Raw genomic sequence first — 24,486 nt, forward strand, 5'->3', positions numbered from 1 at the left:
CGGTACGAACTCGTGCCCGGCGCGCGTGTCTGCCGGGTGAGATGAACCGAACGATTCGTGCGAAAGGACTTTCAACCGATGGCCAGTCCCTCCCGATCGCAGGCCGCCGACGGGGCGCCCGGTGGACGCACCGCGCCCGTCACCACCCTCAGCGAGGAGGATCTGAGCTCGGCGGCCCAGCGCGACCGGCGTAAACGCATCCTCGACGCGACCCTCGCACTCGCCTCCAAGGGCGGCTACGACGCGGTCCAGATGCGGGCCGTCGCCGAACGCGCGGACGTCGCCGTCGGCACGCTCTACCGGTACTTCCCGTCCAAGGTGCACCTGCTGGTGTCCGCCCTGGCCCGGGAGTTCGAGTCCTTCGAGGGCCGCCGCAAGCCGCTGGCCGGGGCCACCCCGCAGGAGCGCATGCACCTGCTGCTCACCCAGGTCACCCGGGCCATGCAGCGCGACCCGCTGCTCACCGAGGCCATGACCCGTGCCTTCATGTTCGCCGACGCGTCCGCGGCCGCCGAGGTCGATCGGGTCGGCAAGGTGATGGACCGGTTCTTCGCCCGCGCCCTGTCCGACGAGATCCCCAGCGACCGCCAGCTCGCCATCGCCCGCGTCATCTCCGATGTGTGGCTGTCGAATCTGGTCGCCTGGCTGACCCGTCGCGCGTCCGCCACGGACGTCACCGAGCGTCTGGAGCTGACCGTCGATCTGCTCATCGGCGGTGACAAGGAGTAGCGAACGCATTACTGCGTTCGCGAAGCGAGACGGGCTGCCCGGTCCGGAGAGCCGGGCAGCCCGTTGGCATTTCCGGGGTCCGGGTTTGCTGGAACAGCGCTGGTCAGCCGGGGTGAACAGCGAGCAACCCGGGTGTGTCTCACACAAGGTGCGAAGGACGCGAAAGTGTCTTGTAAACGCTATGTATCACCGCACACACGAGCGGGCAATCAAGACCCAGTAGCATCACTCGCGCCCTGAAAAATCTCCTCCGATCACTAGGTTGGATGCGTGAGCGCACAGGATTTGTCACTCGAACTGCGCCGTGCCCTGTCGGCTATCGCCCGCGTGCCACGGCTGCTGGTCGCTTCGGACTACGACGGGACCATCGCGCCCATCGTCTCCGACCCGGCCAAGGCCTATCCCCATCGAGAGTCGGTGAACGCCTTACGCGCTCTCGCCGGCCTCAGCGGCACCACGGCTGCCGTCATCTCGGGCCGCGCCCTGCGAGATCTCGCGGCGCTGTCGCGACTTCCGGTCGAGGTTCAGCTGATCGGTAGTCACGGTTCGGAATTCGATGTCGGCTTCGTGCACGCCATCGACAACGACGCGAAACAGCTACTGCAAGAAGTCACTACAACCCTGACGCAGATCGCTCAGGACAACCCGGGCGCCTCGGTCGAGATCAAACCCGCCAGCGTGGCCCTGCACGTCCGCAATGCCAGCCCCGAAATCGGCCGTCGCGCACTGGTTCAGGTGCGACAGGGTCCGGCCAGCTGGGTGGGCGTGCAGACCACCGAGGGCAAGGAAGTCATCGAGCTCGCGGTAGTCGAGACCGACAAGGGCGCGGCCCTCGACATCGTCCGGCATCAGCAGGGCGCTTCCGCGGCGCTGTTCATCGGCGACGACGTAACCGACGAGAAGGCATTCAAGCGCCTCTCCGGACCCGACGTCGGCATCAAGGTCGGCGACGGCGAATCCCTCGCGAAATACCATGTGGCCAGCACCGAGGAGGTGTCGAAGGCGCTGGCGTTCCTACTCGAGGAGCGCCGCACATGGTTGGCAGGTGCCTCGGCCCCTCGAATCGAGCGGCTGACCATGCTGGCCAGCCCTCGCTCCAAAGCCCTTGTCACACCGGACGGCACGGTCACCTGGCTGTGCCACCCCGAACCCGACTCCGCCGCCGTCTTCGCCCACCTGCTGGGCGGACCGGGCGCGGGGCACTTCACCATTCAGCCCGAACGCGCCGGGCTGCCGCTGTCGCAGCGGTACGTCGACGGCACCATGACCGTCGAAACCCGTTGGTCCAGTTTGCAGGTCGTGGATTACCTCCCGCACGACGTGGTACCCGAGCGCACCGACCTCACCCGGGTCATCACCGGTGACGCCAAGGCGGTCATCACCTTCGCGCCTCGGCCCGAATTCGGGCAGGTGCCCGTGCGGCTGATGCACGCCACCGGCGGGCTCAAGCTCGAGGGCACCAACGATCCGATGGTGCTGCGCTCCCCAGGCGTCGAATGGGAGATCATCGACGAGGGCAACCACCACACCGCCCGCGCCGTCGTGGACCCCTCCCAGGGTCCGGTCGTGCTCGAACTGCGCTGCGGCACCTCCGATCTCGCGCCCGCCATGCGCCCCGAGACGGACCGCCGCCGCGAGGCCGAACGCTACTGGGCGGAATGGGTCGGCACCCTCGAACTGCCGCCGCTCAAGCCCGACCTGATGAAGCGCTCCGCGCTCACCCTGCGCGGACTGGTGCACGCGCCGTCCGGCTCCATCCTGGCCGCGGCCACCACCTCGCTGCCCGAGGACATCGGCGGCGTGCGTAACTGGGACTACCGCTACTGCTGGCTGCGCGACGCCTCGCTCACCGCGTCCGCGCTGGTCTCGCTGGGCTCCACCGGCGAGGCCGAGGAGCTGCTGGCCTGGGTGCATCGGGTGCTCGAGACGCTGCCCGGACCCGAGCGGCTGCACCCGCTGTACACCCTCTACGGCGAGACCCTGCCGCCCGAGGCCGTCATCGACCAGCTGCCCGGCTACGCCGGCTCGCGGCCGGTGCGCGTCGGCAACGCGGCGAACATGCAGGTCCAGCTGGACGTGTTCGGGCCCATCGTGGACCTCATCTCGCAGCTCGCGCACACCCGGGAACGCCAGGGCATCAACGATCCCGACAAGGCGCTGCCGGACGCGGACTGGGAATTGGTGCACGCCATGGTGTCCGCGGTGCAGCGGCGCTGGCGCGAAGCCGACCACGGCATCTGGGAGATCCGCGGCAATCCGCGCCACCACGTGTACTCGAAGGTCATGGGCTGGCTGACGGTGGACCGGGCGCTCACCCTGGCCAAGCAGTTCGGCCGCCCGGCCGACCCGGAGTGGGCGCCGCTGCGCGACACCATCGCCGACGAGGTCAAGGCCGAGGGCTGGAACGACGAAGTCCAGTCCTACACAGCGGCTTACGACGGCACCGACCTGGACGCCGCCACCCTGCACATCGGGTTGAGCGGGCTGATCGAGCCCTCCGACCCGCGCTTCGCGGCGACCGTGGTGGCCACCGAGGCGGAACTGCGCAGCGGGTCGACCGTCTACCGGTACCACCACGACGACGGGCTGCCCGGCGGCGAGGGCGGGTTCCACCTGTGCGCCGCGTGGCTGGTCGAGGCGTACCTGCTGATCGGCAAGCGGGAGGACGCGGAGGCGTTGTTCGCGCAACTGGTGGATGTGGCGGGACCGACCGGTCTGCTCTCCGAGGAGTACGACCCGGTCGCCGAACGCTCGCTCGGCAACCACCCGCAGGCCTACAGCCACCTCGGTCTGCTGCGCTGCGCGCAGTTGCTGAGCCAGCCGGTCGCGGCCTTCACCAGCCGCTGACCTGAGGATTCGATAGTTCTGAAAGGCCCGGAGAGCAGGTTGCTCTCCGGGCCTTTCGTGTCGCGGACCACATCCGCGGATCGGGGCTAGGGACTCGCCCGGGACGTGCGCTACATTCAAATGGCAATCGTTTTCGTTATTGATAAGCCGTCGTGCCAGGAGTGCCCCGCGTGACCAGAAGCTCTGCCCGAGGATTCGCCGTGTTCGCCGCAGGACTCGCGACCGTCGCCACCCTGACCGCCTGCGGCAGCACCAAGACCTCGGACCAGCTCACCGTCGTCGCCTCCACCAATGTCTGGGGCGACATCACCAAGGCCGTCGCGGGGCCCGACGTGCGGGTCGAATCGATCATCAGCGACCCGAGCGCCGACCCGCACTCGTTCGAGGTCTCGCCCGCCGACGCCGCCAAGATCACCGACGCCAAGCTGGTCGTCTACAACGGCGGCCACTACGACGAATTCATCGACAAGGCCATCGCCGGACGGAACACCAAGACGGTCAACGCCTTCGACATCGCCACCGAAGGCGACCCGGCACACGCAGACAAGGCGCACGAGAGCGCCTCGGCCGCACCGACTTCCGCCAAGACCGAGGCCGCCGCGCACGACCACGAGACCAACGAGCACGTCTGGTACGACGTACACCAGGTCGGCCATGTCGCCGAGCACATCGCCGACGCCCTCGGCGCGATCGACCCCGCCCACAAGCAGGACTACGCCGACCGCGCCGCCGCCTTCGCGGCCAAGCTGGCCCCCATCGAGGCCGTGACCGCCAAGATCGCCGCCGAGCACCCGAACCAGCCGGTCCTGCAGACCGAGCCGATCGCCGCCAATCTGCTCACCGCCGCCAAGGCCGACGACAAGACCCCGCACGCCTTCCAGGAGGCCATCGAGCAGGGCACCGACCCGGCCCCGCAGGACGTGGCCACCGTCCGGGACCTGGTGACCGCCAAGCAGGTTCGCGCCCTGGTCTACAACATCCAGACCGAGGACAAGCTCACCAAGGACCTGCGCGCCGCCGCCGACAAGTCCGGTCTCGCCGTCGTCGAGGTAACCGAATCCCTCCCCGAAGGCAAGGACTACGTCACCTGGATGACCGAGAACGCCCAGGCCCTGGCCAAAGCCCTGGCCTGACCGCCGCCGCACCCGACCCTCGCACCTAGGAAACCCCGCTGAACGACCGGAGCACCCCGCGGTCACCGAGCGCACGCACCGCGCCCGGTGACCGCGCCGTCTCCGAAACCCGTTCCGCCCCAACCGGGAGCACCATCATGTCCGCGAAGCCCGACGCCCCCGCCACCCCCGGCGTCACCACCCCGAAACCCGGTTGTGCCCTCACCGGCGCGCGGCCCCGCACCCCCTCCGGCCGCGCCACCCGCACCGACAACAACCAGGCGACACTCCGCGATACCGCCGCGGCCGAACAACGAGCGGATGCGGCGGGCGTGGACGATCGTTCCACTGAACGTCGCGGAGCGCCGGCGGTGCGACTATCGGGTGCGCGGCTGTCGTTCGGGGACCGGACCTTGTGGGAGGGACTGGACCTCGAGGTCGAGGCCGGGGAATTCATCGCGGTGCTGGGGCCCAACGGGTCCGGGAAGACCTCGATGCTGCGGATGCTACTGGGGCAGGTGGCGTTGAGCGCGGGGACCGCCGAGGTGGCGGGATCGCCGGCGCGGCTCGGGAATCCGGCGATCGGATACGTGCCGCAGCAGAAGACCATCGAGGGCGGGGCACAGCTGCGCGGGGTCGACCTCGTCGGCCTCGGGGTGGACGGGCATCGTTGGGGCATCGGGTTCCGAGGGCGTAAGGAGCGGAAACGAAAAGTCGCGGAAGCGATCTCGGCGGTAGGCGCCGAGCAGTTCGCGCACGCGCCCCTGGACGCGCTGTCGGGCGGTGAGCAGCAGCGGCTGCGGGTCGCGCAGGCGCTCGCGGGAGATCCTCGGGTGCTGCTGTGCGACGAACCGCTGCTCTCACTCGACCTGGCCAATCAGCGGCTGGTGTCCGAACTGATCGATCGGCGGCGGCGCAGCCACGAGACGGCCGTGCTGTTCGTGACCCACGAGATCAATCCCATTCTGCCGCTGGTGGATCGGGTGCTCTACCTGGTGGACGGGAAGTTCCGGATCGGGACGCCCGACGAGGTGATGACCTCCGAGACGCTCTCCGAGCTCTACGGCACCGAGGTCGACGTGCTGCGGGTGCGCGGCCGCCTCGTCGTGGTCGGCACCGGCGACGCCATGGACGCGCTCGGTGAATCCGGCGCGGCCCACTGCCAGCCGGAGGTGCGGGCCTGATGGAGAAACTGTCCAAGCTGTTCTCGCAGCTGTTCGACGTGTCCACCACCACGCACCTGCTGGCCTACGACTTCGTGCAGCAGGCCGTGATCGCCGCCGCGCTGCTGGGCCTGCTGGCCGGGGCCATCGGACCGCTCATCATCAGCCGCCAGATGTCGTTCGCCGTGCACGGCACCAGCGAACTGTCACTGACCGGCGCGGCCGCCGCGCTGCTCGCCGGGATCGGGGTGGGCGTCGGCGCCATCATCGGGTCGGTCGTGGCCGCCGTGCTGTTCGGCGTGCTCGGTTCCCGGGCCCGCGAACGCGATTCGGTGATCGCGGTGGTGCTGTCCTTCGGTCTGGGCCTGTCGGTGCTGTTCCTGTGGCTCGGCCCGGAACGCGCGGGCTCCAAGTTCTCGCTGCTCACCGGCCAGGTGGTGAGCGTCGGCAATTCCGGTCTCGGGCTGCTGGCCACCTGCACGGCCGCGGTGCTGGTGGTGCTGGCCGCCGTCTACCGGCCGCTGTTGTTCGCCAGCTCCGACCCGGAAGTCGCTGTCGCGCGCGGGGTTCCGGTGCGGGCGCTGTCGATCGTGTTCGCGGTGCTGCTCGGCGTGACGGCCGCCTTCGGCGTGCAGATCGTGGGCGCACTGCTGGTGCTGTCGCTGCTCATCACGCCCGCCGCGGCGGCCGCGCAGCTCACCGCGAGCCCGGCCCGGGTAGCGGTGCTGTCGATCGTGTTCGCCGAGATCGCCGCGGTCGGCGGCATTCTGCTGTCGCTGGCCCCCGGCGTGCCGATCTCAACCTTCGTCACCACCATCTCGTTCACCATCTACCTGATCTGCCGCGTGGTCGGGTCCCGCACCCGCAATCGGCGCACCGCCCTGGTCGCCGCCTGATTTTCGCGACTATCCCGCGAAACCGGCCACACCCCACCCGATCTGCCGCATGAGGGGCGGCAGATCGTGCCCACTCGCTCGCTCCCGGGCCGTCACGTATCGGCCCGGGAGCGAGCGACGCGGCGTCAGCTCCCCTCGCCCGCCAGCGCGAACAAGCCGTCGGGGGTCTGCTCGATAAGACCGTCGACCAGCAGCGAATCCAGGGCCCGGTCCCGCTGACCCGGATCCCGAGTCCAGGCCAGGTCCAGGCGAACCCGCTCCACCGGCCCCGACGAATCCCGCAGCACATCGAGCAGTCGTCCGCGCGCCTGACGATCGGTGCCCTCGTACTTCTGCACCTTGCGCACCACCTCCGAGACCGGACGGCCCGCCGACACCCACGCGCACGCGGGCAGCGGGCAGCGCTCGCAGCCCGGGGTCCGGGCGGTGCAGACCAGCGCGCCCAGCTCCATCAGCGCCGCGGACATGACCGCGGCCCGATCGACCCGCGTCGGCAACAGCTCCTCGGTCTCGGCCAGATCGCGGGCCGCCGGATTGCCGGCCTCGGCGCGACCGTGCACGGCCCGCGCCACCACCCGGCGAACATTGGTGTCCACCACCGGAACTCGCTGCCCGTACGCGAAACACGCGACCGCGCGGGCGGTGTACGCCCCGATGCCCGGCAAGCCCAGCAGCACATCCACGTCGGCGGGCACCTCGTCGCCGTGCTCGGCGGCCAATACCCGCGCGCACTCGTGCAGCCGCAGCGCCCGCCGCGGATACCCGAGCTTGCCCCAGGCGCGCAGCACCTCACCCTGCGGCGCGGCCGCCATCGCCGACGGCACCGGCCAGCGCGCCACCCACTCCCGCCAGATCGGCTCCACCCGAACCACGGGCGTCTGCTGCAGCATGATCTCGCTCATCAAGATCTGCCACGCGGTAACCCCCGGCCGCCGCCACGGCAGGTCCCGAGCAGTCTCCTGATACCAGTCGATCAGCGCATCACTGTCCATATCCATTTGCCCTCCGCTGCGCTCCGGGTTGGGGCACAGGGAATCCTGCAGACCACCATGGGCGATGGTATCCATACCGAAGGGGCCGGATTTCCCAGCCCGGCGTGCCGCACACAGAAGTCTCCCGGCGTGTTCGGCAGCTCACCGAGTTCGCGGCGGCGTGGTCGGCCCGTCTTTGCCGGACCGTAACGCCATGGACTCGCCGGTAACCGAGGGGCTATGGAAAATGAGTCACATGCCGCATAACAACCCGATCAGTGCGTGGAAAGCCCTGCGCGAAGGCAATGAACGCTTCGTCAACGGCCAGTTGCGGCACCCTAGCCAAGGCGCGATCGAGCGGGCCAAGCTCGTCGACGGGCAGCAGCCCGGCGCGGTGTTGTTCGGCTGCGGCGACTCCCGAGTGGCCGCCGAGATCATCTTCGATCAGGGCCTCGGCGACATGTTCGTGGTGCGCACCGCCGGGCACGTCATCGACGCCTCCGTGCTGGGCTCCATCGAATACGGCGTGCAGGTCCTGAACGTGCCGCTCATCGTGGTCCTCGGCCACGACAGCTGCGGCGCGGTCCGGGCCACCATCGACGCCCTCGACCACGGCAATGTGCCCGGCGGCTTCATCCGCTCGGTCGTCGAACGCGTCACCCCGTCCATTCTGATCGGCCGCCGCGAGGGCCTGGCGAGCGTCGACGAACTCGAGGCCCGCCATGTCGAGGAGACCGCCCGCCTGCTCATGCAGCGGTCGATGATCATCTCCCAGCGGGTCGCCACCGGCGAGTGCGCCATCGCCTGCGTCACCTACAACCTCGGCGAAGGCCAGATCAAGCTGCACCGCGTCATCGGCAATATCGGCGAAGTGGTCTGACCCGCCGCGGGGGCCGGAATTTACCGGCCCCGTAGCCGCTTTCGCGACCGACACGCCGAGACCCTGCTCGGGATGACCCGGACGGTGCGCTTACCGTTGTCACCGTGCTGGAACCGAACGGACCACTCCCACCGGAAATCTACTGGCGTCGACGCGCGGTCGCGATCGGCGCGATGGTGATCGGGCTCGCCCTGGTGCTCTGGGTGGGCTTCGCGCTGCTGAAGGGCGGCGGCGACGACCACAAGTCCGACACCAAGGCCGCCGCCGGCTCCAGTGCGGCGGCCAGCGGTAAGCCCTCGGGCAGCGCCACGGGCACTCCGGACCCGAGCTCGGCCAAGCCGTCCGCCGCGTCGTCGAGCGGCGCGGCCCCGGTGGCGAAGGCCCAGTGCCCCGATCAGTCGCTGGCGGTGAAGGTCACCGTCGGACAGGCCACCTACAAGGTCGGCGAGCAGCCGCAATTCGGCATCGTCATCACCAATATCTCCAGCGGCGTCTGCGAACGCGACATGGGTTCCGGGTTGCAGCTGGTCCAGGTGCAGTCCCTCGACGGCCAGCGCAGGCTGTGGTCCAGCACCGACTGCTACCCGGACGGCACCCCCGACATGCGCGCCCTGGCCCCCGGCCAGCAGGCCGCCTTCACCGTCACCTGGTCCGGCGCCAGCTCGCAGCCGGGCTGCGCGGGCGAGCGCCTGCAGGTTCCGGCCGGGCCGTACACCGTTGTGGCCCAGCTCGGTTCGGTCCGCAGCCAGCCGGAACCGTTCAATATCGCCTGACGCCGCCAGCACACCGAAGGCCGGGATCCGATCACACGGATCCCGGCCTTCGTCGTTTCCGGAGAATTCCGGGTATTCGCGAATCGAATTCCTCCCCCATGTCGAATTCGCGCTCGCGCTATTCGATTCCGGCGTTCACTCCGCCATTTCCACGGGCTCCTGATCGCGCCGACGCCGACGCAGACCGGTAACCGACAGTGCCGCACGGATATCGGCCACCTCGCGCAATGTCATGGTGCGGCCGGTGCGGTCCACGCCCGGCGGGACCAGGGCCTCGGTGAAGCCCAGCCGCTCCGCCTCCGCCAACCGGCGGGTCAGCCCGGTCACCTGGCGCACCTCGCCCGCCAGCCCGACCTCACCCAGCACCACCATGCCGGTCGGCAGCGCCAGATCCTGGCTGGCGCTCGCGATGGCAAGCGCGACAGCCAGATCCGCCGCGGGCTCGGTGAGCCGCATACCGCCCACGGTGGCCGCGTAGACGTCCTGCTTGCCCACGTACACGCCCCCACGGCTCTGCAGGACCGCCAGAACCATGGAAACGCGGTTGTAGTCCAGCCCGCTCACCGCGCGCCGCGGGGCGGGCGCCTGGGTGTCCACGGTGAGGCCCTGCACCTCACCCAGCATGGGGCGCTTGCCGTCCATGGCGACCGTGACCGCGGTCCCGGGCACCGCATCGGTGCGATGGTGCAGGAACAGCCCGGAAGGGTCGTCCACGCAACGGATTCCCGCCTCCACCATCTCGAAGCAGCCGACCTCGTCGGTGCTGCCGAAACGGTTCTTGATGCCGCGCACCATGCGCAGCGACGAATGCTTGTCCCCCTCGAACTGCAGCACCACGTCCACCAGGTGCTCCAGCGTGCGCGGACCGGCCACCGCGCCGTCCTTGGTGACGTGCCCGACCAGCAGCACCGCGATCCCGGTCGCCTTCGCCAGCGAGGTGAGCGCCGCCGTCACCGACCGCACCTGGGTGACACCGCCGATCACGCCGTCCGCGTCGGCGGCCAGCATGGTCTGCACCGAGTCCACCACCAGCAGACTGGGTTTCACCTGCTCCACGTGGCCCAGGATGGTCGCAAGATCGGATTCCGCGGCCAGGTACACCTTTTCGTGCACCGCGTCGGTCCGGTCCGCCCGCAGCCGCACCTGACCCGCCGACTCCTCCGCGGTCACGTACAGCGCGATCTCGTCACGCGCCCGCGCCCACCGGTGCGCCACCTCGAGCAGCAGCGTCGACTTGCCGACGCCCGGTTCCCCCGACAACAGCACCACCGAACCGGGGATGATCCCGCCGCCCAGCACCCGGTCCAGCTCGGACACGCCCGTCGACCGCGACTGCGTCTTGTTGGAGTCGATGCTCGAGATCGGCGTGGCCGCCGTGCTCGGCAGCATGGCCCGCCGCCCCACCGCCATCGCGCCCGAGGACGCGGCCACCTCCTCGATGCTCCCCCACGCCCCGCAATCCGGGCAGCGCCCAACCCATTTGGCGACCTCGCACGTGCACTCCGCACACCGATACACCGATTTCACCTTGGCCATATCTTTTGCCCTCCGCTTCGCTCCGGGCGGGGTTCGCGGCCCCGAGGTCTCGATTCTTCCCTCCTCCGCTCCTCCGCTTCGCTCCCCCGCTCCGTCAGTCCAGAATCGAGACGGCCGCGAACGTCCGGGTGATCGGAAACAACTGTGCCCGCCCCAGATCCGGGACGGGCACAATTCAGAGGTTCAGCGCGAGCTCAGTGCTCGCCGCCCTTCTTCTCCGCCTTGGCGGGCTCGGGGCGCGGGTTGTTCGGACCGGCGTCGACCGGGGTGTTGACGACGACGGTGCCGGCCTCCTTGAAGTTGAAGGTGAGCGGGTAGGTCAGGCCCGGGTTCACGTCCTTGGCGAGACCGGTGACCTCGATCAGGATCGGCTTGGCGCTCGGGTCCGCGACCTTGTCGGAGGCGGGCTGGCCGGCGTTCTGCTCGCGCACGGCGGAGGCCTGAGCCGCGTCCTTGGCGGTCGGCTTGTCGGCGACGACAGCGCTGGACGGCTTGATCTCGATCTTGCCGTCGAGCTTGACCGTGCCCAGGCCCTCGGCGGTGATGCTGACCAGCTCGTCGGTCTTGCTGTCGCTCATGTTCACGGCGGTGAAGGCCAGCACGGCCTTGCCACCCTTGGTGTTGCCGGATTCCTCGCCCTGCGGCAGCAGGAAGCGCACGTCACGCAGCGCGATGGACCCGACATTGGCGGTGCTGCCGTTGACGGCGGCGACCTGGGTGGCGGTCTGCGAGATCTGACCGGCGCCGCAACCCGACAGCGCGAGCACCGCACCCGCAGCGAGTGCAGCAACTGTCACGGCACGCCGCCGCGACTTCGACGCAGTGGTGGCTTTCAGGGCAGTCACGGTGTCCTCCATGTCGACCGGGCTCACTCCACTATGGAGAGTAGTAGTCAATGAGAGTAGTGCGTCGCTTCCCCCGTGCTACACGCGGGCGGTGTCGTGCGCGCGTCACGCGGTATCGGTTGCGAGCGTCGTGCGATATCGGTGCGAGTGCGGTGCGTTCTCGGCCGGGCGCGTCACAGATCACACGGAGCGACCGGGTGGGATGTGTCAGGGGGCCTGACAGAGATTCCGAGACGAGTTCTCGAGAGATGCATTGCCGTTTATGCGAGGGTGCCCGGTCGCGTATGCGAACTACGCACTCGCATATGCGCGCGAACAGTGCGATGCGCTATCCCCTTATGCCACAACGGGATGCACACGATTCGCCATCTGTCAACCCCCGCCGCCGCTCCGTTGTGGCCCTGACCTGCGCCGTTGATCGCGCCGTTACCGAGTCGCATGTTAAACTGTGAACATCGAAAGGGGCACGGGACACATGATTTTTAAGGTCGGAGACACCGTCGTTTACCCCCACCACGGAGCGGCGCTGATCGAAGCTATCGAAACCCGCACCATCAAGGGTGTACAAAAGGAGTATCTGGTCCTGAAGGTCGCACAGGGCGACCTGACCGTTCGGGTTCCCGCGGAGAATGCCGAGTATGTCGGCGTCCGCGATGTCGTCGGGCAGGAGGGCCTGGACCGGGTCTTCCAGGTGTTGCGGGCTCCGCACACCGAGGAGCCGACCAACTGGTCCCGTCGCTACAAGGCCAACCTCGAGAAGCTCGCCTCCGGCGATGTGAACAAGGTGGCCGAGGTCGTCCGCGACCTGTGGCGTCGTGAGCAGGACCGCGGCCTGTCCGCCGGTGAGAAGCGCATGCTGGCCAAGGCCCGGCAGATCCTCGTCGGCGAGCTCGCGCTCGCCGAGGGCACCGACGACGTCAAGGCCGAGACCCTGCTCGACGAGGTTCTCGCAGCGGCCTCCTGACCGTGAAAACAACACCCGGCGACGGCGTTCGTGTCGTCGCCCTGGTTCCTGCCGCCGGCATGGGCGTGCGTCTCGGTGAGAACAAGCCGAAGGCCTTCGTCCACGTCGGCGGCAGTCCCATGCTCACTCTCGCGGTCCAGGGGCTGATCGATTCAGGGTCGGTCGACGACGTTGTGGTTATGGTGCCCGCCGAACTCGTCGCCCAGACCCGAGCCCTGCTGCCCGACTCCGACGTCCCCGTGCACGTGGTCGCCGGCGGCGCCGAGCGCACCGATTCGGTGCGGGCCGGCCTCGCGGCCGCCCCCGACGCCACCCTGGTGCTGGTGCACGACGCCGCCCGGGCCCTGACTCCCCCGGCCCTGATCACCCGGGTCGTGGACGCGCTGCGCGCGGGTGCGCGGGCCGTGGTGCCCGCCCTGCCGGTGGCCGACACCATCAAATCCGTGGACGCCTCGGGCGCGGTGACCGGCACGCCGGACCGCTCCGAGCTGCGCGCCGTCCAGACTCCGCAGGGCTTCGACGCCGAGCTGCTGCGCTCCGCCTACGCTGTGGGCACACAGGCGACCGATGACGCGGGGTTGGTGGAGATGCTGGGTGCGACCGTCGAGACGGTGCTCGGTGACGCCCTCGCTTTCAAGATCACTTCGCCCTTGGACCTGGTCCTGGCCAATACCCTGGCCGCCCGCCGTGATACGCCCGACACCGCAGGCGGGCTGGACACGACACGCGCGGCGGTGATCGCGCCGTGATGGATCCGATGAGCCTGCGCACCGGCATCGGCAGCGATGTCCACCCCATCAAACCCGGCCGCCCCTGCTGGATGGCGGGCCTGCTGTTCGAGGGCGACAGCGGCTGCGCGGGCCACTCCGACGGCGATGTCGCCGCCCACGCGCTCTGCGACGCCCTGCTCTCGGCCGCCGGACTCGGCGATGTCGGCGCGGTCTTCGGCACCGGCCGTCCCGAATGGGAGGGCGTGTCCGGCGCGGCCATGCTGAAAGAAGTCCGGCGACTGCTCGACGAGGCCGGATTCTCGATTGTCAATGCGGCTGTACAGGTCATCGGAAATCGGCCCAAAATCGGTCCCCGGCGGGCCGAGGCGCAACAGGTGCTGGGTGAGATCCTGGGTGCGCCGATCTCGGTGTCGGGCACCACGACCGACGGTCTGGGCCTTACCGGCCGCGGCGAGGGCGTGGCCGCGGTGGCCACCGCCCTGCTGTGTTGCCGCGCCTGACGCACCCGTAATCCGCCCATTTCCCAACAGCTAGGATGCTCTGTCGTGACTCTGCGCCTTTTCGACACCGAGACGCGGACCCTGCGTGATTTCACGCCGCTGGTCCCCGGCAAAGCCTCGGTGTACCTGTGCGGCGCGACCGTTCAGGGGGAACCCCACATCGGGCACGTGCGCAGCGGCGTCGCCTTCGACGTGCTGCGACGGTGGCTGGCCGCCAACGGTTTCGACGTCGCCTTCATCCGCAATGTCACCGATATCGACGACAAGATCCTGACCAAGGCCGCCGAGCACGGCCGCCCCTGGTGGGAGTGGGCGGCCACGCACGAGCGCGCCTTCGACCGCGCCTACGAGACGCTCGGCGTGCTGCCGCCGTCCGCGGAACCGCGCGCCACCGGGCACATCACCCAGATGGTCGGGATGATGGAACGGCTCATCGAGCGCGGCCACGCCTATGCCTCCGAGGGCAATGTCTATTTCGATGTGCTGAGCTTCCCGGATTACGGAAAGTTGTCCGGGCACAAGCTCGATGACGTGCACCAGGGTGAGAGCGCGGGCACCGGTAAGAAGGATCCGCGCGATTTCACGCTGTGGAAGGCCGCGAAACCCGGTGAACCGAATTGGCCGTCGCCGTGGGGCCCCGGCCGGCCGGGCTGGCATTTGGAATGCTCCGCCATGGCCGAGTTCTATCTCGGTGCGGAATTCGATATTCATTGCGGTGGAATGGATCTGGTTTTCCCGCACCACGAGAACGAGATCGCGCAATCGCGCGCGGCCGGGGACGGATTCGCGCGCTACTGGCTGCACAACGGCTGGGTGACCATGGGCGGCGAGAAGATGTCCAAGTCCCTGGGCAATGTGCTGTCCATTCCGAATGTGCTGGAACGGGTCGGGGTGCGCGCGGTCGAATTGCGCTACTACCTCGGCAGCGTGGGCTACCGGTCGATGGTCGAATACTCCGATCAGGCGCTGACCGAGGCCGCCGCCGGATACCAGCGCCTGGAGGCGTTCGTGCTGCGGGTCGCCGAGCGCACCGGCGACGTGCCGGTCGGCACCTGGACCCCGGCCTTCGCCGAGGCACTCGACGACGATCTCGGCGTTCCGCAGGCGCTGGCCGCACTTCACGGCGTGGTGAGCGAGGGCAACAAGGCGCTCGATGCCGGTGACCTCTCGGGCGCGCGCATGCTCGCCGGTCAGGTCCGGGCCATGCTGGGCATTCTCGGCGTGGATCCGCTGGACGCGCACTGGGCCGCGCCCGCCGACAACTCGAACGCCATCGCCGCACTGGACGTGCTGATCGGCGCGGAACTGGAGCGGCGGCAGCAGGCGCGCGCTGACAAGGATTGGGCCACCGCCGACGCGGTCCGCGACCGGCTGCAGGCCGCGGGCGTCGAGGTCACCGACACGCCGCAGGGCGCGGAATGGGCCTTGTCCAAGGGGAAGAAGTAGCGGTTCCGAGCGGGAGCTGCGGTTCCGCAACGGTGTGGCGGAGCGCACCGAATTCGGGGCCGCGGCCCAGCGTGGGGCACAATTCCTACGTCCCCTGCGTGGCATGGCAGGGGTTACTGCCTCGGCAGCGCAAGATCATGCCAAGCCGACCACCAGCAGGTCTCCCGTACGGCCCAGTCGAGACCGCTCACCATGTTCGCCCCGCGTACAGTTCGCGGCCCGTCTCGATTCTGGACTGACGGAGCGGGGGAGCGAAGCGGAGGAGCGGAGGAGGGAAGAATCGAGACCTCGGGGGCCGCGAACCCGCCCGGAGCGAAGCGGAGGGCAATTAGACACGGAAGGCAAAGTGATGGCAGGCAATTCCCAGCGACGCGGGGCTACCCGCAAGACCGGCAGCAAGAAGGGGCAGACCGTCGGGTCCGGCGGGCAGCGCCGGCGTGGACTCGAGGGCAAGGGGGCGACCCCCAAGGCCGAGGACCGCGTCTACCATGTCGCCGCCAAGCGCGCGAAGGCGAAGGCCAAGGCCGAGGCGACCGCCGCCACCACCCGGTCGCGCAATGCGAGCCGCCCCATCGCGGGCCGCAAGGACAATGAGGGGCCCGAGCTGGTGCTCGGCCGCAACCCGGTCGTGGAGTGCCTGCGCGCGGGCGTGCCCGCCACCGCCCTGTACGTCGCCAACGGCACCGAGAACGACGACCGGCTCTCCGAGGCGGTGAAGACGGCCGCCGAGATCGGTATCTCGATCCTGGAGGTGCCGCGCACCGACCTGGACAAGATGAGCCACAACGGCATGCACCAGGGCATGGCGCTGCAGGTGCCGCCGTACAAGTACGCGCACCCCGACGATCTGGTGGACCGGGTGCACAACTCCGGCGAGCCCGCGCTGATCGTGGCGCTGGACAACATCACCGACCCGCGCAACCTGGGCGCGGTCATCCGGTCCGTGGCGGCCTTCGGCGGGCAGGGCGTGCTCATCCCGCAGCGGCGCAGCGCCAGCGTCACCGCGGTGGCGTGGCGCACGAGTGCCGGTGCGGCGGCGCGGCTTCCGGTCGCGCGCGCCACGAATCTGACTCGCACGCTGAAGGATTGGGCGAACAAGGGCTATCAGATCGTCGGGCTCGACGCGGGCGGCGACACCACCCTCGACGAATTCGACGGCAGCGCACCGACGGTCATCGTGGTCGGCTCCGAGGGCAAGGGGCTCTCCCGACTGGTGCGCGAGAACTGCGACTCGATCCTGAGCATTCCGATGGCGGGGCCGGTGGAGTCGCTCAACGCGTCGGTGGCGGCGGGCGTCGTGCTGGCCGAGGTGGCGCGGCAGCGCCGCTCCTGAGGCCGGTGGAGCCGGGGCCGAATCCGACGGCGCCGGTTCCGAATCGGTCACTCGACCATCACCGGCCGCTGTCCAGACGGCCTCGATAATCAAGTGGCCCAAGCGAACACCGCGCGTCCACCTGCCGCGCGGCGCCTTCCGCCCGTAAACTTTGGCGGTGGTCTTCGATCAGCCGCCCCTCGGGTCCCCCGTCGAGCACGAGCACGCAACCGCCGTCCTGCTACTGGGCGCGCTCAGCGTGTTCTGCTGCGGCGCGCTGGGACCGATCGCGTGGGCCCTCGGCCGCCGCGCGCTCAACGACATCGAGGAGGGCGGGGGGCGCTTCGGTGGCCGGGTGCAGGTCCTGGTCGGCTACGTCCTCGGCATCATCGGAACGTTCATGATGGTCGTGTTCGGCAGCATCTTCCTGATGATGGTGATCAGCGGACGCGCGTAAGCGACTCCCCGGGGGCTCGGCCGCCGAACCTCCGAACGCGGCTCGCCCGGAGTCAGTCCAGGCCCGGGCGCTGCTCGCCGCCGGTGATGCCGTCCCAGGCGGGCCATTCCCCCGCGACACTGCCGGTCCACTTCGGCGGGCGGCGGTCCTTCAATGCCGCGACGCCTTCGCCGCCGTCGGTGCTCTTGGCGACGTAGTCGTTGAGCTCGGTTTCCAAGCGACCCACGGTGTCCGGGTCCATGGTGGGGGCCTCCCAGAGCAGGCGCTTGGACAGCGCCACCGGGAGCGGGGCCGAGCCGTGGGCGATGTCGTGGGCCACCTCGAGGGCGGTGGGCAGGACCTCGGCGGCATGCAGGCAGGAGTTGGCGATGCCGAGCGCGTACGCCTCGTCGCCGTCGAAGGTGCGGCCGGTGAGCAGCAGGTCGGCGGCGCGGGCGCTGCCGATCAGGCGGGGCAGGGTCCAGTGCGCGAAGCCGTCGGCGAGCGCGCCGCGGCGGACCTGGTTGAGGGCGTACACGGCGTCGCGGGCCAGGTAGCGCAGGTCGCACTGCAGCGCGATCTCCAGGCCGATGCCGACGGCGTGCCCGTTGACCGCGGCGATGACCGGTTTCCGGATCCGGAACGGCGCCGGGTCGATGAGGCCGTTGACCTCGCCGACCTTGAGCGACAGGTCCGCGCCCGCGCAGAACGCGGGCGCGGTGCCGGTGATGACGACCGCACCGATGGCGTCATCGTTGTCGCAGCGACGCAGGGACGCACCGAGTTCCGACGCCATGGCCGGAGTCAGCGCGTTTTGCTGGGCGGGCCGGTTGAGCGTCAGGACCGCGACGCCCCCGGAGACGTCCACAAGCAATTCCGAACTCATGCGGTGCATATTAGGCCCTGTGTCCGACTCCGGGCAGGTTCCCACAGCTCAGGCGCGGAGGATCTGCCGGCCGATGGCGTACTTGTGCACCTCGGTGGGGCCGTCGTAGAGGCGGAAGGCGCGCATGTCACGGAAGATCATCTCGACCACGGTCTCGTCGGAGATGCCGATGCCGCCGAGCACCTGGACGCAGCGGTCGGTGACCTTGAACAGTTCCTCGGAGACGGAGGACTTGGCGATCGAGGACTCGTGGCGGGCCTTGTGGCCCTGATCCATCAGCCAGCAGGCGTGCCAGATGGTGAGGCGGCACTGGTGCAGCGCGATCTCATTGTCCGCCAGCATGAACGACACGCCCTGGTGCTCGCCGATCGGCTTGCCGAAGGCGGTGCGGGACTTGGCGTAGTCGACCGCGATGGCCTGGGCGCGTTCGGCGGCGCCGAGCCAGCGCATGCAGTGGGTGAGGCGGGCGGGGGCCAGCCGCAGCTGGGCGTAGCGCAGCGCCTGGCCGGTCTCGCCGAGCACGGATTCCCTGGGCAGCACCAGGTTTTCGAAGTTCACCACCGCGTGGCCGCCGACGTAGTTGCGGTCCATGGTGTTCATGATCCGCTCGATGACGATGCCCTCGGTGTCGCCGTCGCAGAGGAACAGGGTGGGGCCCTCGGGCAGGTGCGGGTTGGCGGCCAGGCGCGCCATGATGATCCAGGTCTTGGCGCCGTCGGCGCCGGTGATCAGCCATTTGCGGCCGTTGATGGTGAAGTTCTCGCCGTCGAAGACGGCCTCGGTGGCGAGCTGGTTGGGGTCGGAGCCCGCGCCGCCCGGCTCGGTCATGGCGAAGACCGAGCGCTGGTGGCCGTCGATCACCGGCTGCAGGAAGCGTTGCGTCTGTTCCGGATTCGCGATCTTGGACAGCATGAACATATTGCCCTCGTCGGGGGCGGCGCAGTTCATGGCGACCGGGCCGAGGGTGGACCAGCCGGCGGCCTCGTACAGCACGGCCTGCTCGACGTGGGTCAGGCCGCGCCCGCCCAGCTCCACGGGGGCCTGGATGGTGAGCAGCTTCTCGGCGCGGGCCAGTTCCACCATTTCCTGGCGCAGTTCGTCGTTGGGGCCGTGCGCGGTCAGGCGCGGGTCGCGTTCGAAGGGCACGATCTTGTCGATGACGAACTGGCGAACGCGGTCGCGTTCGGCAGCGAGGTCGGCGGGAATCGAGAAGTCGATCATCGTGGTCACCATCCGTCAGGAGTCGCGGTCGAGCCGAGCATACGACGGCTACCCCACCCGACTGAAGGCACCCGCCCTCAAACGAGGACGCGACGCAGGAAATCCTCGACTGCGGCCCGGTAGACAGCCGGTTGATCGTCGTGCACCAGGTGCCCGGCGTCCGCGACGACCACGTGCCGGGCGTCCGGATGCAGCGCGGCCATCTCCCGCATCTGACCCGGCGGCGTGATGGTGTACTCGCCCTCGATCAGCAGCGCGGGCACGGTCACCGACTTCCATTGCGCCCAGAAGTCGCGGGTGCCCCACTCCTCGGAGATATCCCGGAAGGTCGGCACCTCGCCGTGCAGGTGGTAGCCGTCGGGCTCGCGCCGGAAGGAGTCCAGGAAGTAGCGTCCGGCCACCGGGCCGAAGAACTCCAGCACGGCCTCCTCGGTCGCGAACGGGACCGGCCAGGCCTCGACCATGGCCGCCCAGTCCGCCGCGGTGCGCCCCTGGAAGTCGGGGGCCATGTCCTCGACCACCAGCGCCCGGACCCGGTCCGGGTGGGCGGCGGTGAACATCCAGCCGTGCAGGCCGCCCATGGAGTGCCCGATCACCACCATCGGCTCGTCGATGTGAGCGGTCGCGGCCGCGAGATCGGCCACGAAGGCCTCGGTGGTGAGCCGCGGCGGCGCGGGCCGCCCGTGCCCGGCCGCGTCGAACGTGTACACGTGCCCGAATTCCCGCACCCAGGGCAGCTGCGCCCGCCAGGTCCGGGCACTGCCCATCAGCCCATGCAGCAGCAGGATCGGAGTCCCGGTGCCGCCTTCGTCATACAACATCGCCCCGAACGATACGTCCGGAGTGCCGGAGTACATTCGCAGGCATGGCAGTCGTCAAGATCAACGCAATCGAGGTCCCCGAGGGCGCCGGCCCCGAACTGGAGAAGCGTTTCGCGCACCGCGCGCACGCGGTCGAGAACTCGCCCGGGTTCCTGGGCTTCCAGCTGCTCCGCCCGGTCGCCGGTGACAATCGCTACTTCGTTGTCACGCAGTGGGATTCGGAGGAGTCCTTCGCGGCGTGGCGGGACGGCCCGGCGCGCGAGGCGCACGCGGGCGAGGCACGCAAGCCCGTCTCGACCGGCGCGTCGCTGCTGGAGTTCGAGGTCGTCCTGGATGTGGCGGGCAAGAACGCCTGATCAGGCCCGGTAGGTGGCCTTGTGGAGCAACCATTCCGCCGGACCGCGGCGGAAGCGGTAGCGCCATAGGGTCGCCGCCACCAGCGAGCCGAGCGCCAGCAGTGCCAGCAGTGGCCAGCCCGGCCCGTGGATACCGCCGGGCAGTGAAGTCGCCGCCGGATCCGGGACCGGCACCAGCACGCTGACCGCGATCACCTGCAGGATGTAGAGACTCAGGGCGCACGAGCCCGCGGCGGTCAAGGGCCGCAACGCGATTCCGGTGCGCGGCACCACCGCCATCAGGACGCCGATCACCAGGAAGGCGACGCCGGTCGCGCCGAGTACCTCGAACGGGGTGCCGCTGTGCGGGGTCGCGACGGTCAGCCACCACGGGCTGGTCGTGGACACCGCGCCGAATCCGGCCGCGTCGATGACCTGGCCCGGATCGAAATCGGTGATGCCCGCCTCCGACATGGTCCGGGTGAGCAGCTCGACCAGGTGCGCGCGGCCGCCGAACGGATGCTGCACCAGCCACGAACCGCCGTAGCCGAGCAGCGCGAGCGCCGCGCCAACGCCGAGCACCGGCCGCGGACGTAGCGAGCGAATCCCCCAGCGGCCCAGGGCCATACCAGCGAAGAGGAACGGCATCCAGGTCAGCGCCGGGTAGGTGCCGGTGAGCGCCAGCATCTGGAATGCCTGCTTCACGCCGGACCAGGAGGTGAGCATGCCGAAGTCCGGATGGCCGCCGAAGGCGGTCTGCTCCATCTGATTTCGGATCGCATAGGACTCGATCGGCCCCGCGATCGCCCAGATCGCCGCCAGCAGGGCTAGCCCCCGCGCACTCAACCACAGCGCGGGCAGCGCCAGCAGGAAGAACAGGCCGTAATAGGTCAGGATGAGCGCGATTCCGATACCGGAATGCAGTTGCGCCAGTGCCAGGCCCAGCAGCGCGACCAGGATCGCGCGGGCGGCGACGCGCACCACCACGCGGCGGGCGGCCCGACCGGTGACCGGTTGCGCCCCGGCCGACATGAGGGCCAGGGAGACGCCCGCGAGCACCGCGAACAAGGCCGCTGAACGGCCCTCGAAGACCGTCAGCCAGCCCGCGCCGGAACTCTCCCGCGGCGGCCCGACATGGACCGCGAACATGCCGAGCACCGCGATCCCGCGGGCCGCGTCCAGCGCGAGCACGCGCGGCAGCGGATCGGCGATCGATGATTCCCGTGGTGTGTCAACCGACACCGGTGACCCCATGACTACTGCTCACCTCCAGTTCTCGACCGGCAGTGACAGCGAGGCTAACGGTGCGGCAGCGTGAATTTCGAGCTCATCGCCCGCTTCCGGGGCAAGTCTGACCGAAAGAACTAGTCCCGGCAGACGAAAGAGTCAGCCGGGACTTCGCGCACTACGCCTCGAGGACTAGGCCTCGAAGGTGGCGTCCAATTCGATGGTGTCGACGCCGGTCAGCGCCTTGGACACCGGGCAGCCCGCCTTGGCGGCCTCGGCGGCGGCCAGGAACCCGGCCTCGTCGATGCCGGAGGCCTTGCCGACCAGGGTCAGCTTGATCTTGGAGATGCGGAAGCCGCCGGCCGGGTCCGGGCCCAAGGTGACGTCGGCGGTGATGTCGAGGCTCTGCACGGTGCCGCCCGCCTTGCCGATCTCGCCGGACAGGGCCATGGCGTAGCAGGAGGAGTGCGCGGCCGCGATGAGCTCTTCGGGGCTGGTGGTGCCGTCGGCCGCGTCGGCGGCGCGCTTGGGGAACGAGACGTCGTACTTGCCGACGCCCGAGCTGACCAGCTCGACCTGACCGGAACCGTCCTGCAGACCACCGGACCAGCTGGTACGCGCGGAACGTGTAGGCATCGTTACGTCCTTTCGTATGGGGGAACTCGACTTCCGCTCGAACCTACCCGGTGGCGGCGGCGCTGTGGTCCCAGTGTTCGAGGATGTGCGGCCAGGACTGCCGGTGCCGGTCCCGGGCGGGCTCGTCGGGGAATCCGGCGTGGGTGAGCAGCAGGGCGGTGCCCGCGCCGTGCGCCGAGAGTTCCACCGTGAGCACGGTTTCCGCGCCCGCCGTGCCGTCGGTGATCCAGGTGAGCTCCACCAGGTTGTCCGGGACCAGGCGGAGGAAACGCCCGTAGTGCGGGTGGCCGCCGCCCGCCGTGAAGTAGAACGGCTCGTTCACTTCGGGCCGCATGCGCACCGAACCCGGGTCCGCGAACCAGGTCCCGAACTGTCTGGTGGCCATGCGATACAGCTCGGCCGGGGAGGCGGCCATGATGCGTTCGGCGACCAGCGAGAACGGTCGCGCGGCGAGGTCGGGTGGCCGCGAAGGCGCAGCGTTCATGGGCGGCGACGATACCGCCCCGAACCGCGCTCACCCGGGATTGGTGACCCGGGCGAGCACGATGCCGCCGATGATCATGGACAGCGCCAGCATCCGGCCCACGCTGAGCGGGTCCTTCTGCACCAGCACACCCAGCGCGATCGCGCCGACCGCCCCGATGCCGGTGAAGATCGCGTACGCGGTGCCCACCGGCAGCGACTGCATGGCGTAGGACAGCAGGTACACCGCGACCGCCGCGAGCAGGAAGCACACCAGGGTCGGGAGCGGCTTGGTGAAATTCTGGGTCGGTTTGATGGACTGCGACCAGGCGATCTCCACCAGGCCGGCCACACCCAGGACGAGCCAGTTCATGTCAGTACTCCTTTCCGAGCGCGCGGACCGCGTCGAGGGCGGCCGCGTAGGAGGCGTCGTGCTTGTCGCGCAGGTGGGCCAGCGCCGGATCATGACGGGCGTTCACCAGTTCGGCGTTGACGAAAACCGTGTCCTCGACGGCGAAGTGGCCGGCGAAGAAGTCGCGCAGATAGCGCTCCTGGTAGTCGTAGATCGCCTTGGGCGCGCCCGGGGAGTACGCGCCGCCGCGGGCGGTCACCACCACGAATCGGGTGGGGGCCAGCGACATTCGCGGGAAGGTGACCTGGTCCAGCCAGGCCTTGAGGCTCGCCGGGATCGAGTAGTTGTACATCGGCGTGCCGATCAGCACCACATCGGCGGCGCGGACCTCGGCGAGCAGGGGTTCGACGATTTCCCAGGCCCGCTGCTGCGCGGGTGAGTCCACCAGGTCGGCCAGACGGTCCAGGTCGGTGCTGCCGTGCGCGAGGACGCGGTCGCACAGTTCGGTCCAGCCCTCGCCGATGAACGGGATGGGGTCTGCGGCCAGGTCGCGGTGGACGTAGGCGCCGTCGGGGTGTTCGGCCCGCCAGGCGTCGGCGAAGGTCCCGCCGAGCAGGCGACTGACGGAGTTGCGGCGGGCGCTGGCGTCGAGGTGCAGCAGCGTGGTCATGAGCGGGTCTCCCATCAAGTGGACATGCTGTCCGTTTACTTCTCCGACGGTAGACCTGAACCGGACATATTGTCCACTTATTCCGCGGCGGCTACAGTGAGCTGCATGAACCGCCCCGGCCTACCGCTCATCGACGACCAGGCCGCGCCCGTCGAACGCGCTGACGCGGCTCGCAACCGGGCCAAGGTGCTGGCCGCCGCCGCGCGACTGTTCGCCGACCGCGACCCGCGCACGGTCACCATGGACGACATCGCCAAGGCCGCCGGGGTCGGCCGCGGGACGCTGTACCGGCGCTACCCGGACGTGGGCTCGATCGCGGTGGCCCTGCTCGACGAACACGAGAAGGCGCTGCAGGAACAGCTGTTACGCGGGGAACCCCCGCTCGGGCCGGGCGCACCGCCCGCCGAACGGCTCACCGCGTTCTATGCCGCGATGCTCGAATTGCTCGACACCCACGCCCATTTGGTGCTCGGCGCGGAGACCGGGGGCGCGCGCTTCCGCACCGGCGCCTACCGATTCTGGGCGCTACACGTACGGACACTGCTCACCGAAGCCGGTGTGGCCGAACCGGATGCACTGGTGGACGCCCTCCTCGCCCCGCTCGCCGCCGAGGTGTACCGGCAGCAGCGCGACCGCGGCCTCAGCACCGGGCAGATCGCCGCCGGACTCGCGCGGCTCGCGCACGGCGTGCTGGACTCACCCCGGCCATGACGCGGCGCCGCGACCGTCCACGGG

Annotated in this window: 26 protein-coding genes; 15 read left to right on the forward strand and 11 right to left on the reverse strand. The window is 69.5% G+C overall.

Annotated features, from left to right (window positions below; translation table 11 throughout):
• The first annotated feature begins 78 nt into the window (after positions 1-78).
• The 5 genes from kstR (at position 79) to ACFYTS_RS01580 (ending at position 6,747) form a co-directional block, all read left to right on the forward strand.
• The gene (kstR, locus tag ACFYTS_RS01560; RefSeq protein ID WP_357087396.1) at positions 79-729 is read left to right on the forward strand and encodes a cholesterol catabolism transcriptional regulator KstR; all 651 of its coding nucleotides are present in this window, start codon (positions 79-81) and stop codon (positions 727-729) included.
• 270 nt (positions 730-999) lie between these two features.
• Positions 1,000-3,576: a trehalose-phosphatase gene (otsB, locus tag ACFYTS_RS01565; protein ID WP_387300582.1), complete on the forward strand. Its 2,577-nt coding sequence runs from the start codon at positions 1,000-1,002 to the stop codon at positions 3,574-3,576.
• 170 nt (positions 3,577-3,746) lie between these two features.
• Positions 3,747-4,709: a metal ABC transporter solute-binding protein, Zn/Mn family gene (locus ACFYTS_RS01570; protein WP_357275778.1), complete on the forward strand. Its 963-nt coding sequence runs from the start codon at positions 3,747-3,749 to the stop codon at positions 4,707-4,709.
• A gap of 137 nt (positions 4,710-4,846) precedes the next feature.
• The gene (locus tag ACFYTS_RS01575; protein WP_387300585.1) at positions 4,847-5,872 is read left to right on the forward strand and encodes a metal ABC transporter ATP-binding protein; all 1,026 of its coding nucleotides are present in this window, start codon (positions 4,847-4,849) and stop codon (positions 5,870-5,872) included.
• Positions 5,872-6,747 carry a metal ABC transporter permease gene (locus tag ACFYTS_RS01580; protein WP_357275774.1) on the forward strand — a complete coding sequence of 292 codons (876 nt, stop codon included), beginning with the start codon at positions 5,872-5,874 and terminating at the stop codon, positions 6,745-6,747. The genes ACFYTS_RS01575 and ACFYTS_RS01580 overlap by 1 nt, the downstream gene beginning before the upstream one ends.
• Before the next feature lie 125 nt (positions 6,748-6,872).
• On the opposite strand, the gene ACFYTS_RS01585 is transcribed toward ACFYTS_RS01580, so the two are convergent.
• Positions 6,873-7,745 carry an A/G-specific adenine glycosylase gene (locus ACFYTS_RS01585; protein WP_387300587.1) on the reverse strand — a complete coding sequence of 291 codons (873 nt, stop codon included), beginning with the start codon at positions 7,743-7,745 and terminating at the stop codon, positions 6,873-6,875.
• A gap of 229 nt (positions 7,746-7,974) precedes the next feature.
• On the opposite strand from ACFYTS_RS01585, the gene ACFYTS_RS01590 reads away from it, so the two are divergent.
• Together ACFYTS_RS01590 and ACFYTS_RS01595 are read left to right on the forward strand one after the other, a co-directional pair.
• The gene (locus tag ACFYTS_RS01590) at positions 7,975-8,598 is read left to right on the forward strand and encodes a carbonic anhydrase (RefSeq protein ID WP_357275769.1); all 624 of its coding nucleotides are present in this window, start codon (positions 7,975-7,977) and stop codon (positions 8,596-8,598) included.
• 104 nt (positions 8,599-8,702) lie between these two features.
• A complete protein-coding gene (locus tag ACFYTS_RS01595; protein ID WP_387300589.1) occupies positions 8,703-9,371 on the forward strand; it encodes a hypothetical protein in 669 nt (222 codons plus the stop codon).
• 135 nt (positions 9,372-9,506) lie between these two features.
• On the opposite strand, the gene radA is transcribed toward ACFYTS_RS01595, so the two are convergent.
• Complete coding sequence (gene radA, locus ACFYTS_RS01600; protein WP_357275764.1) at positions 9,507-10,907, reverse strand: DNA repair protein RadA; 1,401 nt, start codon at positions 10,905-10,907, stop codon at positions 9,507-9,509.
• Between the two features lie 194 nt (positions 10,908-11,101).
• On the reverse strand, positions 11,102-11,752 hold the full coding sequence (locus tag ACFYTS_RS01605; protein ID WP_357275762.1) for a hypothetical protein: 651 nt from the start codon (positions 11,750-11,752) through the stop codon (positions 11,102-11,104).
• Positions 11,753-12,227: 475 nt separating this feature from the next.
• Here ACFYTS_RS01605 and carD point away from each other — a divergent pair, with 475 nt between their 5' ends.
• The 6 genes from carD to ACFYTS_RS01635 all read left to right on the forward strand — a co-directional run bounded on the left by carD (position 12,228) and on the right by ACFYTS_RS01635 (position 17,162).
• On the forward strand, positions 12,228-12,716 hold the full coding sequence (carD, locus tag ACFYTS_RS01610) for an RNA polymerase-binding transcription factor CarD (RefSeq protein ID WP_019931623.1): 489 nt from the start codon (positions 12,228-12,230) through the stop codon (positions 12,714-12,716).
• A gap of 2 nt (positions 12,717-12,718) precedes the next feature.
• Positions 12,719-13,465, forward strand: a complete 747-nt coding sequence (ispD, locus tag ACFYTS_RS01615; RefSeq protein ID WP_357275758.1) for a 2-C-methyl-D-erythritol 4-phosphate cytidylyltransferase — start codon at positions 12,719-12,721, stop codon at positions 13,463-13,465.
• A gap of 14 nt (positions 13,466-13,479) precedes the next feature.
• On the forward strand, positions 13,480-13,947 hold the full coding sequence (gene ispF / locus ACFYTS_RS01620) for a 2-C-methyl-D-erythritol 2,4-cyclodiphosphate synthase (RefSeq protein ID WP_387301068.1): 468 nt from the start codon (positions 13,480-13,482) through the stop codon (positions 13,945-13,947).
• Between the two features lie 45 nt (positions 13,948-13,992).
• Positions 13,993-15,393 carry a cysteine--tRNA ligase gene (cysS, locus tag ACFYTS_RS01625; RefSeq protein ID WP_357275756.1) on the forward strand — a complete coding sequence of 467 codons (1,401 nt, stop codon included), beginning with the start codon at positions 13,993-13,995 and terminating at the stop codon, positions 15,391-15,393.
• A gap of 349 nt (positions 15,394-15,742) precedes the next feature.
• Positions 15,743-16,726 carry a 23S rRNA (guanosine(2251)-2'-O)-methyltransferase RlmB gene (gene rlmB, locus ACFYTS_RS01630; protein ID WP_357275754.1) on the forward strand — a complete coding sequence of 328 codons (984 nt, stop codon included), beginning with the start codon at positions 15,743-15,745 and terminating at the stop codon, positions 16,724-16,726.
• A gap of 157 nt (positions 16,727-16,883) precedes the next feature.
• Positions 16,884-17,162, forward strand: coding sequence for a DUF4190 domain-containing protein (locus ACFYTS_RS01635; protein ID WP_357275752.1), 279 nt, complete (start codon positions 16,884-16,886; stop codon positions 17,160-17,162).
• Positions 17,163-17,214: 52 nt separating this feature from the next.
• On the opposite strand, the gene ACFYTS_RS01640 is transcribed toward ACFYTS_RS01635, so the two are convergent.
• The 3 genes from ACFYTS_RS01640 to ACFYTS_RS01650 form a co-directional block, all read right to left on the reverse strand.
• Positions 17,215-18,027, reverse strand: coding sequence for an enoyl-CoA hydratase/isomerase family protein (locus ACFYTS_RS01640; RefSeq protein WP_387300593.1), 813 nt, complete (start codon positions 18,025-18,027; stop codon positions 17,215-17,217).
• A gap of 48 nt (positions 18,028-18,075) precedes the next feature.
• A complete protein-coding gene (locus tag ACFYTS_RS01645; RefSeq protein WP_357275748.1) occupies positions 18,076-19,248 on the reverse strand; it encodes an acyl-CoA dehydrogenase family protein in 1,173 nt (390 codons plus the stop codon).
• 77 nt (positions 19,249-19,325) lie between these two features.
• Complete coding sequence (locus ACFYTS_RS01650; protein WP_387300595.1) at positions 19,326-20,069, reverse strand: alpha/beta fold hydrolase; 744 nt, start codon at positions 20,067-20,069, stop codon at positions 19,326-19,328.
• A 44-nt stretch (positions 20,070-20,113) separates the two neighbouring features.
• Here ACFYTS_RS01650 and mhuD point away from each other — a divergent pair, with 44 nt between their 5' ends.
• Positions 20,114-20,425 (forward strand): mycobilin-forming heme oxygenase MhuD, encoded by a 312-nt coding sequence (gene mhuD, locus ACFYTS_RS01655; protein WP_357087432.1) that lies wholly within the window; start codon positions 20,114-20,116, stop codon positions 20,423-20,425.
• On the opposite strand, the gene ACFYTS_RS01660 is transcribed toward mhuD, so the two are convergent.
• From ACFYTS_RS01660 to ACFYTS_RS01680, 5 genes are all read right to left on the reverse strand, one after another.
• The gene (locus ACFYTS_RS01660; protein ID WP_387300597.1) at positions 20,426-21,646 is read right to left on the reverse strand and encodes a DUF418 domain-containing protein; all 1,221 of its coding nucleotides are present in this window, start codon (positions 21,644-21,646) and stop codon (positions 20,426-20,428) included.
• Positions 21,647-21,823: 177 nt separating this feature from the next.
• Entirely contained in the window at positions 21,824-22,267 is a 444-nt protein-coding gene (locus ACFYTS_RS01665) for an OsmC family peroxiredoxin (protein ID WP_357275741.1), read from the reverse strand.
• A gap of 43 nt (positions 22,268-22,310) precedes the next feature.
• Positions 22,311-22,751, reverse strand: a complete 441-nt coding sequence (locus tag ACFYTS_RS01670) for an SRPBCC domain-containing protein (protein ID WP_357275739.1) — start codon at positions 22,749-22,751, stop codon at positions 22,311-22,313.
• A gap of 30 nt (positions 22,752-22,781) precedes the next feature.
• Complete coding sequence (locus ACFYTS_RS01675; RefSeq protein WP_357275737.1) at positions 22,782-23,102, reverse strand: multidrug efflux SMR transporter; 321 nt, start codon at positions 23,100-23,102, stop codon at positions 22,782-22,784.
• Between the two features lies 1 nt (position 23,103).
• On the reverse strand, positions 23,104-23,751 hold the full coding sequence (locus ACFYTS_RS01680; RefSeq protein ID WP_357275735.1) for an NAD(P)H-dependent oxidoreductase: 648 nt from the start codon (positions 23,749-23,751) through the stop codon (positions 23,104-23,106).
• A 105-nt stretch (positions 23,752-23,856) separates the two neighbouring features.
• Here ACFYTS_RS01680 and ACFYTS_RS01685 point away from each other — a divergent pair, with 105 nt between their 5' ends.
• A complete protein-coding gene (locus ACFYTS_RS01685) occupies positions 23,857-24,462 on the forward strand; it encodes a TetR/AcrR family transcriptional regulator (RefSeq protein ID WP_387300600.1) in 606 nt (201 codons plus the stop codon).
• Positions 24,463-24,486: the final 24 nt, after the last annotated feature.

It is taken from the genome of Nocardia sp. NPDC004151 (assembly GCF_042874235.1).
Classification (GTDB): Bacteria; Actinomycetota; Actinomycetes; order Mycobacteriales; family Mycobacteriaceae; genus Nocardia.